Source organism: Mesorhizobium sp. WSM4830 (assembly GCF_055811495.1).
The window spans coordinates 1-14,830 of sequence record NZ_JBVVQI010000060.1 but is presented as its reverse complement, the minus strand read 5'-3'; the positions used below and the strand labels follow the sequence as shown (position 1 = coordinate 14,830).

Here is a 14,830-nt window from a genome sequence, read left to right as displayed (position 1 = left end):
AGAGAAGCTGCGCTTCGCCATCCGTGAAGGCGGCCGCACCGTCGGTGCCGGCATCGTCGTCACCATCAAAGAGTAATTTGGACTTAAACCGATCTGTCGCGGGCGCTGCCCGCGCCGCGCCAGAACAAGGAAGTGACGCATGAACGGACAGAATATCCGCATCCGCCTGAAGGCGTTTGATCACCGGGTGCTCGACGCCTCGACACGGGAAATCGTGTCGACCGCCAAGCGCACCGGCGCCAACGTCCGCGGCCCCATTCCGCTGCCGACGCGGATCGAAAAGTTCACGGTCAACCGGTCGCCTCACGTCGACAAGAAGAGCCGCGAGCAGTTCGAGATGCGCACGCACAAGCGTCTGCTCGACATCGTCGACCCGACCCCGCAGACGGTCGATGCTTTGATGAAGCTCGACCTAGCCGCCGGTGTCGACGTCGAGATCAAGCTCTAAGGAACCAGAGGTCAGCGGGGCGACCCGGAACTCTGAAGGAACAAGAGGCGTGGAGGGGCGACAGCCCCGACAGGGAACTCTAAAGGAATTGAACCGATGCGTTCAGGTGTGATTGCAAAGAAGGTGGGAATGACCCGCATCTACAACGATGCCGGGGAACATGTTCCCGTCACTGTTCTCCAGATGGAGAACTGCCAGGTCGTGGCGCAGCGCACGCAGGAGAAGAACGGCTATACCGCCGTCCAGCTCGGCGTTGGCCTCGCCAAGGTGAAGAACACGTCGAAGGCGATGCGCGGCCATTTCGCGACCGCTTCCGTCGAGCCGAAGGCCAAGGTTGCCGAGTTCCGCGTCTCCGCCGACAACATGATCGATGTCGGCGCCGAGATCACCGTCGAGCATTTCGTCGTCGGCCAGAAGGTCGATGTGACGGGAACCACGATCGGCAAGGGCTTTCAGGGCGTCATCAAGCGGCACCACATGGGTGGCGGCCGCGCGACGCACGGCAACTCGGTGTCGCACCGTACACACGGCTCGACCGGCCAGCGCCAGGATCCGGGCAAGGTGTTCAAGGGCAAGCATATGGCCGGCCACATGGGTGACACCCGCGTCACCACGCAGAATGTCGAGGTCGTCTCGACCGACGCCGATCGCGGCCTGATCCTGATCCGCGGTGCCGTCCCGGGTTCGAAGGGTGCATGGATCCTGGTCCGCGACGCGGCCAAGGTAGCGCTTCCGGCCAATGCGCCGAAGCCCGCCGCGATCCGCGCCGTTGCAACCGATGGTGCCGCCAAGAACGAGGCCCAGGCCACAGAGGGAGCGGAATAATGGACCTCAAGATTACAACGCTTGGCGGCAAGGACGCCGGCAAGCTGAAGCTCTCCGAAGAGATTTTCGGCCTTGATCCGCGCGAGGACATCCTGCAGCGCGTCGTGCGCTGGCAGCTTGCCAAGAAGCAGCAGGGCACACACAAGGCCAAGGGCCGCGCGGAAATCGCCCGCACCGGCGCCAAGATGTACAAGCAGAAGGGTACCGGCCGCGCCCGTCACCATTCGGCTCGCGCTCCGCAGTTCCGCGGCGGCGGTAAAGCCCACGGCCCGGTCGTGCGCAGCCACGAGCACGATCTGCCGAAGAAGGTGCGTGCGCTCGGTCTCAAGCATGCGCTTTCGGCCAAAGCCAAGAGCGCGTCGATCATCATCATCGATGAGCTGAAGCTGACCGAGGCCAAGACCAAGGCACTGATCGCGAATTTCGCGACGCTGGGCCTGAGCAACGCCCTGGTGATCGGCGGCGCCGAGCTTGACAAGAATTTCAAGCTGGCGGCGACCAACATCCCGAACATCGACGTGCTGCCCATCCAGGGCATCAACGTCTACGACATTCTGCGCCGCGGCACGCTGGTCCTTTCGAAGGCCGCCGTCGAGGCTCTCGAGGAGCGCTTCAAATGACCGACCTTCGTCATTACGACGTGATCGTCTCGCCGGCGATCACCGAAAAGTCGACCATGGCTTCCGAGCAGAACCAGGTCGTCTTCAATGTCGCCAAGAAGGCGTCGAAGCCGGAAATCAAGGCCGCCGTCGAAGCGCTGTTCGGCGTCAAGGTGATGGCCGTGAACACGCTTGTCCGCAAGGGCAAGATCAAGCGCTTCCGCGGCACGATCGGCCGCCAGAGCGACGTCAAGAAGGCGGTTGTGACGCTGGCCGACGGCCAGTCGATCGACGTCGCGACGGGTCTCTGAGCAAGGTCGCGAGGACAGAACAATGGCACTGAAAAAATTCAACCCGGTAACGCCGAGCACCCGTCAGCTGGTCATCGTCGACCGCTCGGGCCTCTACAAGGGCAAGCCCGTCAAGGGCCTGACCGAAGGCCTGACCAAGTCGGGCGGCCGCAACAATTACGGCCGCATCACGGCCCGCTTCATCGGCGGCGGTCACAAGCGCACCTACCGTATCATCGACTTCAAGCGCCGCAAGTTCGACGTCGTCGGCACGGTCGAGCGTATCGAATACGATCCGAACCGCACCGCCTTCATCGCGCTGATCAAGTATGACGATGGCGAGCTGTCCTACATCATCGCCCCGCAGCGTCTGGCTCCCGGCGACAAGATCGTGGCCGGTGAATCGGTCGACGTGAAACCCGGCAATGCGATGCCGCTGGCCTCGATGCCGGTTGGCACGATCGTCCACAATATCGAGCTGAAGCCCGGCAAGGGCGCTCAGGTCGCCCGTTCGGCCGGTGGTTATGGCCAGCTCGTCGGTCGCGACCAGGGCATGGCGATCCTGCGCCTCAACTCGGGCGAGCAGCGTGTCGTCCACGGCTCCTGCATGGCCACTGTCGGTGCCGTGTCCAATCCGGACCACGGCAACATCAATGACGGCAAGGCAGGCCGCACCGTGTGGCGCGGCAAACGTCCGCACAATCGCGGCGTGACCATGAACCCGGTCGACCATCCACATGGCGGCGGCGAAGGCCGCACCTCGGGTGGCCGCCATCCGGTTTCGCCCTGGGGCAAGCCGACCAAGGGCAAGAAGACGCGGTCCAACAAGGCGACCGACAAGTTCATCCTGCGCTCGCGCCATCAGCGCAAGAGCTAAGAAGAGGTAACGCCAAGTGACTCGTTCGATTTGGAAAGGCCCCTTCATCGACGGCTACCTTCTGAAGAAGGTGGACAAGGTTCGTGAAGGTGGTCGCAATGAGGTGATCAAGATGTGGAGCCGCCGCTCCACCATCCTGCCGCAGTTCGTCGGCTTCACCTTCGGTGTCTACAACGGCCAGAAGCACGTTCCCGTCTCGGTGAACGAGGACATGGTCGGTCACAAGTTCGGTGAATTCGCTCCGACCCGGACCTATTACGGTCACGGCGCGGATAAGAAGGCGAAGAGGAAATAATCATGGGCAAGGCCAAAGCTCCGCGCAGGCTTGCTGACAACGAAGCGCGCGCCGTGTTGCGCACGATCCGTATCAGCCCGCAGAAGCTGAACCTGGTTGCCGCGCTGATCCGCGGCAAGAAGGTCGCGACAGCGCTTTCCGACCTCGAATTCTCGGCCAAGCGGATTTCCGGCACGGTCAAGAAGACGCTGGAATCGGCGATCGCCAACGCGGAAAACAACCACGACCTCGACGTCGATGCGCTGATTGTGGCGGAAGCCTATGTCGGCAAGTCGATCGTCATGAAGCGGTTCCATGCCCGTGGCCGTGGTCGCGCCAGCCGTATCGAGAAGCCGTTCTCGCACCTCACGATCGTCGTTCGTGAAGTCGAAGAAAAAGGGGAGGCCGCATAATGGGCCAGAAAGTCAATCCGATCGGTCTGCGTCTCGGCATCAACCGCACCTGGGATTCGCGCTGGTTCGCGAACACCGGCGAGTACGGCAAGCTGCTGCACGAGGACATCAAGATCCGCAAATATCTTGAGAAGGAACTCAAGCAGGCTGCGATCTCGAAGGTCGTGATCGAGCGTCCGCACAAGAAGTGCCGCGTCACCATCCATGCGGCGCGTCCGGGCCTGATCATCGGCAAGAAGGGCGCCGACATCGAGAAGCTTCGCAAGAAGCTGATGGAGATGACCAAGTCCGAGACGCATCTGAACATCGTCGAAGTGCGCAAGCCGGAGATCGACGCGACCCTGGTCGCCCAGTCGATCGCCCAGCAGCTCGAGCGCCGCATCGCGTTCCGCCGCGCCATGAAGCGCGCCGTGCAGTCGGCGATGCGCCTCGGTGCCGAAGGCATCCGCATCAACTGCGCCGGCCGTCTCGGCGGCGCCGAGATCGCGCGCATGGAATGGTATCGTGAAGGCCGCGTGCCGCTGCATACGCTGCGTGCCGACGTCGACTACGGCACGGCCGAGGCGAATACGGCCTACGGCATCTGCGGCGTCAAAGTCTGGGTGTTCAAGGGCGAGATCCTCGAGCACGACCCGATGGCTTCGGAGCGCCGCGCCACCGAGGGCGATCATGCGCATGGCGGTGGTGGTGAGCGCGAACGCGGTCGCCGTCGCGAAAACGCGTAAGACATTTAGGAATTTGGAGTTAGAACGATGCTGCAGCCAAAGCGCACAAAGTTCCGCAAGCAGTTCAAGGGCCGCATCCATGGTACCGCCAAGGGCGGCACCAACCTGGATTTCGGTGGTTTCGGGCTGAAGGCGCTTGAGCCGAACCGCGTCACCGCGCGCGAGATCGAGGCGGCCCGCCGCGCGATCACCCGCGAGATGAAGCGTGCCGGCCGCGTGTGGATCCGTATCTTCCCGGACGTGCCGGTGACGTCGAAGCCGACCGAAGTCCGCATGGGTAAGGGCAAGGGCGCGGTCGACTACTGGGCGGCACGCGTCAAGCCGGGCCGCATCATGTTCGAGATCGACGGCGTCAACGAGGAAACCGCCCGTGAGGCGCTGCGTCTCGGCGCGGCCAAGCTCTCGGTCAGGACGCGCTTCGTACAGCGCATCGCAGAATAAGGACGGGCTGATCATGAAAGCCGAAGACATCCGGACCAAGACCCAGGACCAGCTGACCGACGACCTGGCCAGCCTGAAGAAGGAGCAGTTCAACCTGCGCTTCCAGAAGGCCACCGGCCAGCTTGAGAAGACCGCGCGCGTGAGGCAGGTCCGCAAGGACATTGCGCGTATCAAGACCATCGCTGCGGAAAAGTCCGCGGCCAAGAAGGCTTAAGGACGAAAACCATGCCAAAGCGCATTCTGCAGGGCACCGTCGTCAGCGACAAGAACGAGAAGACGGTTGTCGTCAAGGTCGAACGGCGCTTCACGCATCCCGTGATGAAGAAGACCGTGCGCATGACCAAGAAGTACAAGGCGCACGACGAGAACAACGCCCACAAGGTCGGCGATCAGGTGTTCATCCAGGAATCGAAGCCGATTTCCAAGGACAAGCGCTGGGTCGTGGTGTCTTCGGACCAGGCCTGATCAGGGTCAACGAAACGAATTTTGGACAGACCGGGGAGGGGTGAGAAACCCGTCCCGTTAGAAAAGAAGAAGGCGGCCAGTCATGATTCAGATGCAAACAAACCTCGACGTCGCGGATAATTCCGGCGCCCGTCGTGTCATGTGCATCAAGGTGCTGGGCGGCTCGAAGCGGAAATACGCTTCCGTGGGCGACATCATCGTGGTGTCGATCAAGGAAGCCATCCCGCGCGGCCGCGTCAAGAAGGGCGATGTGATGAAGGCGGTCGTGGTTCGCACGGCCAAGGACATTCGCCGCCCGGACGGCAGCGTGATCCGTTTCGACAAGAACGCAGCCGTTCTCGTCGACAACAAGAAAGAGCCGATCGGCACGCGTATCTTCGGACCGGTTCCGCGCGAACTCCGCGCCAAGAACCACATGAAGATCATCTCGCTCGCGCCTGAAGTGCTGTAAGGAGCCGGACCAATGCAAAAGATTAGAAAAGGCGACAAGGTCGTCGTGCTGGCCGGCAAGGACAAGGGCCGTTCGGGCGAAGTCCTTTCGGTGCAGCCGAAGGACGACACCGCGCTGGTGCGCGGCGTCAACCTGATCCGTCGTCACCAGAAGCAGTCCCAATCCCAAGAGGGCGGGATCATCACCAAGGAAGCGCCGATCCAGCTGTCGAACATCGCGCTGGCCGACCCCAAGGATGGCAAGCCGACCCGCGTCGGCTTTATCTTCCAGAAGGACGGCAAGAAGGTGCGCGTCGCCAAGCGCTCGGGAGAAGTCATCAATGGCTAAGGCTCAAACCAAGCAGGCAACTGCCCAGAACACGCCGCGCCTCAAGCAGGTCTACAACGAGACCATTCGCAAGGCGCTGCAGGAGCAGTTCGGCTACGAGAACGAGATGCAGGTTCCGCGCATCGACAAGATCGTGCTGAACATGGGCGTCGGCGAGGCTACCGGCGATTCGAAGAAGCCTTCGATCGCGGCGGAAGACCTTGCGATGATCGCCGGCCAGAAGGCCGTCGTCACCCGCGCCCGCAACTCGATCGCCGGCTTCAAGGTTCGCGAGAAGATGCCGATCGGCGCCAAGGTCACGCTGCGCAAGGAACGCATGTACGAGTTCCTCGACCGCCTCGTGAACATCGCACTGCCGCGCGTCCGCGACTTCCGCGGACTTAATCCGAAGAGCTTCGATGGCCGTGGCAACTATGCCATGGGCATCAAAGAACACATCGTGTTTCCGGAGATCAACTACGACAAGGTTGATCAGATCTGGGGCATGGACGTCATCGTTTGTACGACTGCGAAGACGGACGACGAAGCCAGGGCATTGCTCAAGGCCTTCAACTTCCCCTTCCGCCAGTAACGGCAGCGAGAAAAGGAAAAATCTGAAATGGCAAAGACCAGCTCAGTCGAGAAGAACAACAGGCGCCGCAAGCTTGCGGACCAGTTCGCTGCCAAGCGCAAGGTGCTCAAGGCGATCATCATGGATCAGTCCAAGCCGATGGAAGAGCGCTTCCGCGCTCAGCTGAAGCTTTCGGCGCTGCCGCGCAACTCGGCCAAGACCCGCATCCGCAACCGCTGCGAAGTCACCGGACGTCCGCGTGCCTATTATCGCAAGCTCAAAGTATCGCGTATCGCGCTTCGTGATCTCGGCAATAACGGCCAGATCCCAGGCCTGGTCAAGTCGAGCTGGTAAGGAGGACATAACATGTCATTGAGCGATCCTCTCGGCGATATGCTGACCCGCATCCGCAACGCGTATGGCCGTAAGAAGTCGAGCGTTTCGACGCCGGCCTCGCGCCTGCGTACCCGCGTCCTCGACGTGCTGAAGGCCGAAGGCTATATCCGCGACTACAGCCAGACCGACTTCGACAACGGCAAGTCCGAAATCGAGATCGAGCTGAAGTATTTCGACGGTGCGCCGGTGGTGCGCGAAATTGCCCGGGTCTCGAAGCCCGGCCGCCGCGTCTACGTTTCGGCCAAGTCGATACCGCACGTCGCCAACGGCCTCGGCATCGCCATCCTTTCGACGCCGAAGGGCGTGATGGCCGACCACGAAGCGCGTGAACAGAATGTCGGCGGGGAAATCCTCTGCCAGATCTTCTGATCTGGTATGTGACCCGGTTGGAAACAGGTTTTCGGGATCTAGTCCCGAAAGCCGAGACCTGAAACAAGAGAAGTGACGAGGACAACAAAATGTCTCGTATTGGAAAGAAACCCGTTTCGCTGCCGCAAGGCGTGACCGCGACCGTCAACGGCCAGACCGTGACGGCGAAGGGTCCGAAGGGCGAGCTGAAGTTCGTGGTGAACGACGAAGTGCTGGTCAAGATGGAAGGCAGCGAGATCGCTGTCCAGCCGCGCGACCAGACCAAGACCGCCCGCTCCAAATGGGGCATGTCGCGCACGCAGATCGTCAACATCCTGCAGGGCGTCAAGGACGGCTTCGAAAAGAAGCTCGAGATCACCGGCGTCGGCTATCGTGCCGCCATGCAGGGCAAGAACCTGCAGCTGGCGCTCGGCTTCAGCCATGACGTCGTCTACGAGACGCCGCAGGGCGTGACGATTTCGGTGCCGAAGCCGACGGAAATCACCGTGACCGGCATCGACAAGCAGCAGGTCGGCCAGGTCGCCGCCGAGATCCGCGAGTATCGCAGCCCCGAGCCCTACAAGGGCAAGGGCGTTCGCTATGCTGGCGAGAAGATCGTCCGCAAGGAAGGCAAGAAGAAGTAATCTTAACGCCGCGGGGAGCGGCCGCGGGAGGCTTGTCCTACCGCATATGGTTGCCCCCGTTTTTTGAAGGCAAGGAACTGATATCATGGGCTCGAAAGAATCCACCCAACGCCGCGCTCAGCGCGTCCGCCGCCAGATCAAGAAGGTTGCCGGCGATCGTCCGCGCTTGTCGGTCCATCGCACGTCGAAGAACATCTACGTCCAGGTGATCGACGACGCCAAGGGCCACACCATTGCCGCTGCATCGACGCTCGAGAAGGAGCTCAAGGGCTCGCTCAAGACCGGCGCCGACACCGCGGCCGCAGCTGCCATCGGCAAGCTGATCGCCGAGCGTGCCTCGAAGGCCGGCGTCAAGGAAGTCGTCTTCGACCGCGGCGCCTACATCTACCACGGCCGCGTCAAGGCGCTTGCCGAGGCTGCCCGTGAAGGTGGTCTGAGCTTCTAAAAACGAAAATTCGCCCCCGGCGACCCGCAGAGGTGCCGGATATCATCATCAACCGTGCTTCCGGAAAAAAACAAGGAACAGGATATGGCACAGGAACGTAGGGATGGCGGCCGCGGCCGTGATCGCGAAGAGCGCGACGACGGCATGGTCGACAAGCTCGTCCACATCAACCGTGTCGCCAAGGTCGTCAAGGGCGGCAGGCGCTTCGGCTTTGCAGCCCTCGTCGTCGTCGGCGACCAGAAGGGCCGCGTCGGCTTCGGCCACGGCAAGGCGCGCGAAGTGCCGGAGGCGATCCGCAAGGCGACCGAATCGGCCAAGCGCGACATGATCTTCGTGCCGCTGCGCTCGGGCCGCACGCTGCACCATGACGTCGAGGGACGCTGGGGCGCGGGACGTGTTCTGCTGCGCGCTGCCAAGCAAGGTACCGGCATCATCGCCGGCGGCCCGATGCGCGCCGTTTTCGAGACGCTCGGCATGCATGACGTGGTCGCCAAGTCGATGGGTTCTTCGAACCCCTACAACATGGTTCGCGCCACTTTCGACGCGTTGAAGAGCCAGATGCATCCAAAGGATGTGGCTGCCGCGCGCGGCATCAAGTATTCGACCCTTCAGGCCCGCCGCGGCACCGCCGTTGCGGCTGAAGAATAGTCGACGCTGACCAGGGATCTGACCATGGCCAAGAAAGCTACCAAGACCATCACCGTCGAGCAGATCGGTTCGCCGATCCGCCGGCCGAAAGAGCAGCGCGCAACGCTGGTCGGCCTCGGCCTCAACAAGATGCACAAGCAGCGCACGCTGGAGGATACGCCCTCGGTGCGCGGCATGATCGCTGCCGTCCAGCATCTCGTCCGCGTCGTGGACGAGGGCTGAGCCAGAGCGCAGGAGAACCCAGATGAAACTCAACGATCTGCGTGACAAGGACGGCGCGACGCATTCCAAGAAGCGTCTTGGCCGTGGCATCGGTTCCGGTTCGGGCAAGACCGCCGGTCGCGGCGTCAAGGGCCAGAAGGCGCGCTCCGGCGTCGCCGTCAACGGCTTCGAGGGCGGCCAGATGCCGCTCTACCGCCGTCTGCCGAAGCGCGGCTTCAACAATATCTTCGCCAAGAGCTTCACCGTCGTGTCGCTGGCCCGCATCCAGGCGGCGCTCGATGCCAAGAAGTTCGACGCTAAGACAGTTGTGACGGCCGAGGCGCTGGTTGCGGCCGGCGTCATCCGTCGCGTCAAGGACGGCGTGCGCATCCTTTCGGACGGCGACATCAAGGCCAAGCTTGCCTTCGACGTGGCCGGAGCCTCCAAGGCCGCGATCGAGAAGATCGAAAAGGCCGGCGGTTCGGTGAAGCTGCCTGAGAAGGCAGCTGCCGAGTAACGGCAATTTGAAGCACGTTCGGCAAAGGTGGAATTCGGTTTTGCCTGCGGTCGTGCTTTGATCCGACAGATGTGGCGGCCGCATCAACGCGGCCGCTTGCATGTTTGCAGTCCGGAGCTTATCTCGTGAGCTTCGGTGACACGCGCCGCCTGAGCTGCGGGCATCGAGCGTGACCAAGCGGAGAATCAGGCATGGCTTCGGCTGCTGAACAACTAGCCTCGAATCTGAATTTTTCGGCCTTCGCCAAAGCCGAGGATCTGAAGAAGCGCATCTGGTTCACCATCGGCGCGCTGCTCGTCTACCGCCTTGGCACCTATATCCCGCTGCCCGGCATCAATCCCGACGCTTTCGCCCAGGCCTTCTCGTCGCAGAGCAAGGGCGTGCTCGGTATGTTCAACATGTTCGCCGGCGGCGCCGTGCAGCGCATGGCGATCTTTGCCCTCGGCATCATGCCCTATATCTCGGCCTCCATCATAATGCAGCTGATGACCTCGGTCATTCCGTCGCTGGAAGCGCTGAAGAAGGAAGGCGAGCAGGGTCGCAAGATCATCAACCAGTACACGCGCTACGGGACCGTGCTTCTGGCGCTGGTTCAGGCCTACGGCATTTCGGTCGGGCTTGAGGGCGGCAACGGCATCGTCAACGATCCCGGCATGTTCTTCCGCATCTCTACCGTCGTCACGCTGGTCGGCGGCACCATGTTCCTGATGTGGCTTGGCGAGCAGATCACCGCTCGCGGCATCGGCAACGGCATTTCGCTGATCATCTTCTCCGGCATTGTCGCCGGCTTGCCGCGCGCCATCTCCGGCACGCTGGAGCTTGGCCGCACCGGCGCCCTGTCGACCGGCCTGATCCTGGCAATCATCGTGCTGGCCATCATCGTCATTGCGCTGATCGTCTTCTTCGAGCGCGCCCAGCGCCGCCTGCTGATCCAGTATCCCAAGCGCCAGGTCGGCAATCGCATGTTCCAGGGCGATACCTCGCATCTGCCGCTTAAGCTCAACACCTCCGGCGTCATTCCGCCGATCTTCGCCTCGTCGCTGCTGCTGCTTCCGGCAACGGTTGCCGGCTTCTCGCAGACCACCAATATGCCTGCATGGGCTAGCACCATCTTGGCGGCGCTCGGCCATGGCCAGCCGCTCTATATGGCCTTCTACGCGGCAATGATCGTGTTCTTCGCCTTCTTCTACACGGCGATCGTCTTCAATCCGAAGGACACCGCCGACCAGCTCAAGAAGCATTCGGGCTTCATCCCGGGTTATCGTCCGGGCGAGCGCACTGCGGATTATATCGACTATGTGCTCACCCGCATCACCGTCGTCGGCGCCATCTATCTGGTGCTGGTGTGTCTGCTGCCTGAGTTCCTGATTTCGGCGACTGGCGTACCGTTCTACCTTGGTGGCACTTCGCTCCTGATCGTGGTCAGTGTAACGCTCGATACGGTGGCGCAGATTCAGGGTCACCTGATCGCGCACCAGTATGAGGGCCTGATCAAGAAGTCGAAGCTGCGCGGGGGGAAAAAGGCCAGATGAGGTTGATATTGCTTGGACCGCCGGGGGCGGGCAAGGGGACACAAGCACTAAGACTGGTAGAACGGCACGGCATCCCACAGCTTTCCACGGGGGACATGCTGCGTGCTGCTGTTCAGGCCGGCACCGAAGTCGGCAGGCGCGCCAAGGCGGTGATGGACGCTGGCGAACTGGTGTCCGATGTTATCGTCAACGCCATCGTGGCTGAGCGCATCGATCAAGCTGATTGCGCAAACGGCTTCATCCTTGACGGATACCCGCGAACCCTGGTGCAGGCGGACGCCGTTGAGGAAATGCTGTCGGATCGCGGACTGGAGCTCGACGCAGTCATCGAATTTGTCGTCGACGACAAGGCGCTGGTTGGCCGAATCGTCAAGCGCGCCGAAGAAGCCAAGGCCGCAGGCCTGCCGGTGCGCAAGGACGACAGTCCAGCGGTGTTCGAAGAACGCTTGAGGGAATATTACAAGAAAACCTCGCCGCTGATCGGCTACTACTACGCCAAGGGCAAACTCAGGGGCGTCGATGGCATGGCCGACATTGATGCGGTGACGCAGCAGATCGAGGCGGTGCTCAGGGCGACGACCCAGAAAGTTGGCCAGGCGGCCGGCTAGCGAATCGAACGATTGCGCTTGACTGGAGCGGTCCGCTGGGGTATGGCGGCCCGTCTTCCTATCAGGCATGAGGCTTGCTTGTCCGCAAGGGCAAGGCAGGCCGCTTTGAACTGGAAACTCCCGCAAGGGCCGGCCTCCACCGGACGCGGGGCAACTTGAAGCGCCGGCTCGTCCGGCCTATATGGAGAAGAGAAGAACATGGCTCGTATAGCCGGCGTCAACATTCCGACCAACAAGCGCGTCGTCATTGCGCTTCAATACATTCACGGCATTGGCAAGAAGTTCGCCCAGGAGATCGTCGACAAGGTCGGCATCCCGGCCGAGCGTCGCGTCAACCAGCTGACCGACGCGGAAGTGCTGCAGATCCGCGAGACCATCGACCGCGATTACCAGGTCGAGGGCGACCTGCGCCGCGAAGTGTCGATGAACATCAAGCGGCTCATGGACCTCGGCTGCTACCGCGGCCTGCGTCACCGCCGCTCGCTGCCGGTTCGTGGTCAGCGCACACACACCAATGCGCGCACCCGCAAGGGCCCGGCCAAGTCGATTGCCGGAAAGAAGAAGTAATTTAGGGCAGTAAGGGAGTAGGGCAGTAAGGCAATAGGAACGGCAGACATACTGCCCTACTGCCATATTCCCCTACTGCCTTCTCCCTGGTGGAGCCGCTGGCATTACGGCGGTGTAGAGATCAACTGAAAGGACTATCATGGCCAAGGAAGCCGCTCGTGTTCGCCGTCGCGAACGCAAGAACATCTCGTCGGGCGTTGCCCACGTCAATTCGACCTTCAACAACACGATGATCACCATCACGGACGCGCAGGGTAACTCGATTGCCTGGTCGTCGGCCGGAGCCCAGGGCTTCAAGGGATCGCGCAAGTCGACCCCGTTCGCTGCCCAGATGGCCGCAGAAGATGTTGCCAAGAAGGCCCAGGAACACGGCATGCGCATGCTCGAGGTCGAGGTCTGTGGACCCGGCTCCGGTCGTGAATCGGCGCTGCGCGCGCTGCAGGCAGCCGGCTTCACCATCACCTCGATCCGTGATGTGACGCCGATCCCGCACAATGGCTGCCGCCCGCGCAAGAAGCGCCGCGTCTAACGAATTTACCGAACGCCGCGCGAGCGCCTCAAAGGCGCTCCTCCACGGCATTCCAGGTCGCCCGCCACGATTGGATGGTGGCGGGACAACGGAAGGAAAGCACTATGATCCAGAAAAATTGGCAAGAACTGATCAAGCCGAACAAGATCGAGTTCTCGTCGAAGAAGAAGACGCTGACCACGCTGGTCGCCGAGCCGCTCGAGCGCGGCTTCGGCCTCACCCTCGGCAACGCGCTGCGCCGCGTGCTTCTGTCTTCGCTGCGTGGCGCGGCTGTGACCGCCGTGCAGATCGATGGCGTCCTGCATGAATTCTCGTCCATCGCCGGCGTCCGCGAGGACGTGACCGACATCGTCTTGAACATCAAGGAAATCGCCATCCGTATGGAAGGCGACGGCCCCAAGCGCATGGTCGTACGCAAGCAGGGACCGGGTGCGGTTCTCGCCGGCGACATCCAGACGGTTGGCGACGTCGAGATCCTCAATCCCGACCACGTCATCTGCACGCTGGACGAAGGCGCTGAAATCCGCATGGAATTCACCGTCGACACCGGCAAGGGCTATGTGCCGGCCGACCGCAACCGCGCCGAGGACGCGCCGATCGGGCTGATCCCCGTCGATAGCCTGTATTCGCCGGTCAAGAAGGTCTCCTACAAGGTCGAGAACACCCGCGAGGGCCAGGTTCTCGACTATGACAAGCTGACCATGACCATCGAGACCGACGGTTCGATCTCGGGCGAGGACGCGGTGGCCTTCGCCGCTCGCATCCTGCAGGACCAGCTCGGCCTGTTCGTCAATTTCGACGAGCCGCAGAAGGAAGTCGCCGCCGAACAGGTCACCGAGCTTGCCTTCAACCCGGCGCTGCTCAAGAAGGTCGACGAGCTCGAGCTTTCGGTGCGTTCGGCCAACTGCCTGAAGAACGACAACATCGTCTATATCGGCGACCTGATCCAGAAGACCGAAGCCGAGATGCTGCGCACCCCGAACTTCGGCCGCAAGTCGCTGAACGAGATCAAGGAAGTCCTGGCGGCGATGGGCCTGCATCTCGGCATGGAAGTGCCGGACTGGCCGCCGGAAAACATCGAAGACCTCGCCAAGCGTTACGAAGATCAATATTGAGGCTCAGGCCTCTTGAACCCGCAATGAAGGAGAAGAGCCATGCGCCACGGATTTAAAGGCCGCCGGTTCGCCCGCAGCATCAGCCATCGCAAGTCGATGTTTGCCAACCTTGCCGTGTCGCTTATCGAGCACGAGCAGATCCTCACCACGCTGCCGAAGGCGAAGGATCTGCGTCCGATCGTCGAGAAGCTGGTGACGCTCGGCAAGCGCGGCGACCTGCATGCCCGCCGGCAGGTGATTGCCCAGATCGGCAATGAAGGCGTCGTCAAGCGTCTGTTCGATACCATCGCGCCACGTTATGCCACCCGCAACGGCGGCTATCTGCGCATCATGAAGGCCGGCTTCCGCCATGGTGACAATGCCGCAATGGCCGTCATCGAATTCGTCGACCGCGACACCTCGGCCAAAGGCGCCGGCGACCGCGCCCGCATCGAGGCCGAAGGCACCGAAGAGGAAGCCGCAGCTGCATAAGCTTCGGTTTTTCTGTGAAGTTCAAAGGGGCCTGCGGGCCCCTTTTCTGTTGTGTGCCGAGCATGATCGACAGCTTGGAGGTGCAAGTCCTCTACCCAGCCTGATGACGGCGAAGGGTTAGCGA

General features: G+C 61.9%; 28 protein-coding genes. All 28 read left to right on the top strand.

Annotation, left to right across the window (positions count from 1 at the left end; all coding sequences use genetic code 11):
• A partial coding sequence (locus tag AC0L2Y_RS33735) for an EF-Tu C-terminal domain-related protein (protein WP_454589835.1) occupies positions 1-76 on the top strand: 76 nt, incomplete at its 5' end.
• A gap of 63 nt (positions 77-139) precedes the next feature.
• Positions 140-448, top strand: a complete 309-nt coding sequence (gene rpsJ / locus AC0L2Y_RS33730) for a 30S ribosomal protein S10 (protein WP_006205468.1) — start codon at positions 140-142, stop codon at positions 446-448.
• 96 nt (positions 449-544) lie between these two features.
• Positions 545-1,273, top strand: a complete 729-nt coding sequence (gene rplC / locus AC0L2Y_RS33725; RefSeq protein ID WP_352469149.1) for a 50S ribosomal protein L3 — start codon at positions 545-547, stop codon at positions 1,271-1,273.
• Positions 1,273-1,893 (top strand): 50S ribosomal protein L4, encoded by a 621-nt coding sequence (gene rplD, locus AC0L2Y_RS33720; RefSeq protein ID WP_023675140.1) that lies wholly within the window; start codon positions 1,273-1,275, stop codon positions 1,891-1,893. Before rplC ends, rplD begins: the two co-directional genes overlap by 1 nt.
• On the top strand, positions 1,890-2,183 hold the full coding sequence (locus AC0L2Y_RS33715; RefSeq protein WP_006205465.1) for a 50S ribosomal protein L23: 294 nt from the start codon (positions 1,890-1,892) through the stop codon (positions 2,181-2,183). Before rplD ends, AC0L2Y_RS33715 begins: the two co-directional genes overlap by 4 nt.
• A 22-nt stretch (positions 2,184-2,205) precedes the next feature.
• Positions 2,206-3,039, top strand: coding sequence for a 50S ribosomal protein L2 (rplB, locus tag AC0L2Y_RS33710; protein WP_023675138.1), 834 nt, complete (start codon positions 2,206-2,208; stop codon positions 3,037-3,039).
• A gap of 16 nt (positions 3,040-3,055) precedes the next feature.
• The gene (rpsS, locus tag AC0L2Y_RS33705) at positions 3,056-3,334 is read left to right on the top strand and encodes a 30S ribosomal protein S19 (protein WP_006205463.1); all 279 of its coding nucleotides are present in this window, start codon (positions 3,056-3,058) and stop codon (positions 3,332-3,334) included.
• Between the two features lie 2 nt (positions 3,335-3,336).
• Entirely contained in the window at positions 3,337-3,726 is a 390-nt protein-coding gene (gene rplV, locus AC0L2Y_RS33700; RefSeq protein ID WP_006205462.1) for a 50S ribosomal protein L22, read from the top strand.
• On the top strand, positions 3,726-4,451 hold the full coding sequence (gene rpsC, locus AC0L2Y_RS33695; RefSeq protein ID WP_023675137.1) for a 30S ribosomal protein S3: 726 nt from the start codon (positions 3,726-3,728) through the stop codon (positions 4,449-4,451). The genes rplV and rpsC overlap by 1 nt, the downstream gene beginning before the upstream one ends.
• Before the next feature lie 27 nt (positions 4,452-4,478).
• A complete protein-coding gene (gene rplP / locus AC0L2Y_RS33690) occupies positions 4,479-4,892 on the top strand; it encodes a 50S ribosomal protein L16 (RefSeq protein ID WP_006205460.1) in 414 nt (137 codons plus the stop codon).
• A gap of 13 nt (positions 4,893-4,905) precedes the next feature.
• Entirely contained in the window at positions 4,906-5,106 is a 201-nt protein-coding gene (gene rpmC, locus AC0L2Y_RS33685; protein WP_006205459.1) for a 50S ribosomal protein L29, read from the top strand.
• A gap of 11 nt (positions 5,107-5,117) precedes the next feature.
• On the top strand, positions 5,118-5,357 hold the full coding sequence (gene rpsQ, locus AC0L2Y_RS33680) for a 30S ribosomal protein S17 (RefSeq protein WP_023675136.1): 240 nt from the start codon (positions 5,118-5,120) through the stop codon (positions 5,355-5,357).
• Between the two features lie 82 nt (positions 5,358-5,439).
• Positions 5,440-5,808 carry a 50S ribosomal protein L14 gene (gene rplN / locus AC0L2Y_RS33675; RefSeq protein WP_006205457.1) on the top strand — a complete coding sequence of 123 codons (369 nt, stop codon included), beginning with the start codon at positions 5,440-5,442 and terminating at the stop codon, positions 5,806-5,808.
• 12 nt (positions 5,809-5,820) lie between these two features.
• Positions 5,821-6,135: a 50S ribosomal protein L24 gene (gene rplX / locus AC0L2Y_RS33670; protein WP_254817150.1), complete on the top strand. Its 315-nt coding sequence runs from the start codon at positions 5,821-5,823 to the stop codon at positions 6,133-6,135.
• Positions 6,128-6,706 carry a 50S ribosomal protein L5 gene (gene rplE / locus AC0L2Y_RS33665; RefSeq protein ID WP_008875670.1) on the top strand — a complete coding sequence of 193 codons (579 nt, stop codon included), beginning with the start codon at positions 6,128-6,130 and terminating at the stop codon, positions 6,704-6,706. The genes rplX and rplE overlap by 8 nt, the downstream gene beginning before the upstream one ends.
• A 27-nt stretch (positions 6,707-6,733) precedes the next feature.
• Complete coding sequence (rpsN, locus tag AC0L2Y_RS33660; RefSeq protein WP_023675134.1) at positions 6,734-7,039, top strand: 30S ribosomal protein S14; 306 nt, start codon at positions 6,734-6,736, stop codon at positions 7,037-7,039.
• Positions 7,040-7,051: 12 nt separating this feature from the next.
• The gene (gene rpsH / locus AC0L2Y_RS33655) at positions 7,052-7,450 is read left to right on the top strand and encodes a 30S ribosomal protein S8 (protein WP_006205453.1); all 399 of its coding nucleotides are present in this window, start codon (positions 7,052-7,054) and stop codon (positions 7,448-7,450) included.
• Between the two features lie 89 nt (positions 7,451-7,539).
• Positions 7,540-8,073 (top strand): 50S ribosomal protein L6, encoded by a 534-nt coding sequence (rplF, locus tag AC0L2Y_RS33650; RefSeq protein WP_023675133.1) that lies wholly within the window; start codon positions 7,540-7,542, stop codon positions 8,071-8,073.
• 85 nt (positions 8,074-8,158) lie between these two features.
• Positions 8,159-8,518 (top strand): 50S ribosomal protein L18, encoded by a 360-nt coding sequence (gene rplR, locus AC0L2Y_RS33645; protein ID WP_023675132.1) that lies wholly within the window; start codon positions 8,159-8,161, stop codon positions 8,516-8,518.
• Between the two features lie 84 nt (positions 8,519-8,602).
• Complete coding sequence (rpsE, locus tag AC0L2Y_RS33640; RefSeq protein ID WP_006333394.1) at positions 8,603-9,166, top strand: 30S ribosomal protein S5; 564 nt, start codon at positions 8,603-8,605, stop codon at positions 9,164-9,166.
• Positions 9,167-9,190: 24 nt separating this feature from the next.
• Complete coding sequence (gene rpmD, locus AC0L2Y_RS33635; RefSeq protein WP_006205449.1) at positions 9,191-9,388, top strand: 50S ribosomal protein L30; 198 nt, start codon at positions 9,191-9,193, stop codon at positions 9,386-9,388.
• A 22-nt stretch (positions 9,389-9,410) separates the two neighbouring features.
• A complete protein-coding gene (gene rplO, locus AC0L2Y_RS33630; protein WP_352491399.1) occupies positions 9,411-9,884 on the top strand; it encodes a 50S ribosomal protein L15 in 474 nt (157 codons plus the stop codon).
• A 191-nt stretch (positions 9,885-10,075) separates the two neighbouring features.
• Positions 10,076-11,416, top strand: a complete 1,341-nt coding sequence (gene secY, locus AC0L2Y_RS33625; protein WP_023675130.1) for a preprotein translocase subunit SecY — start codon at positions 10,076-10,078, stop codon at positions 11,414-11,416.
• Positions 11,413-12,024: an adenylate kinase gene (locus AC0L2Y_RS33620; RefSeq protein ID WP_473562227.1), complete on the top strand. Its 612-nt coding sequence runs from the start codon at positions 11,413-11,415 to the stop codon at positions 12,022-12,024. Before secY ends, AC0L2Y_RS33620 begins: the two co-directional genes overlap by 4 nt.
• A 198-nt stretch (positions 12,025-12,222) precedes the next feature.
• Positions 12,223-12,591, top strand: coding sequence for a 30S ribosomal protein S13 (gene rpsM, locus AC0L2Y_RS33615; protein ID WP_006205445.1), 369 nt, complete (start codon positions 12,223-12,225; stop codon positions 12,589-12,591).
• A gap of 139 nt (positions 12,592-12,730) precedes the next feature.
• Positions 12,731-13,120, top strand: coding sequence for a 30S ribosomal protein S11 (gene rpsK / locus AC0L2Y_RS33610; protein ID WP_006205444.1), 390 nt, complete (start codon positions 12,731-12,733; stop codon positions 13,118-13,120).
• Between the two features lie 104 nt (positions 13,121-13,224).
• Positions 13,225-14,235 (top strand): DNA-directed RNA polymerase subunit alpha, encoded by a 1,011-nt coding sequence (locus AC0L2Y_RS33605; protein WP_023675128.1) that lies wholly within the window; start codon positions 13,225-13,227, stop codon positions 14,233-14,235.
• Between the two features lie 39 nt (positions 14,236-14,274).
• Positions 14,275-14,706, top strand: a complete 432-nt coding sequence (gene rplQ / locus AC0L2Y_RS33600) for a 50S ribosomal protein L17 (protein WP_023675127.1) — start codon at positions 14,275-14,277, stop codon at positions 14,704-14,706.
• Positions 14,707-14,830 lie beyond the last annotated feature (124 nt).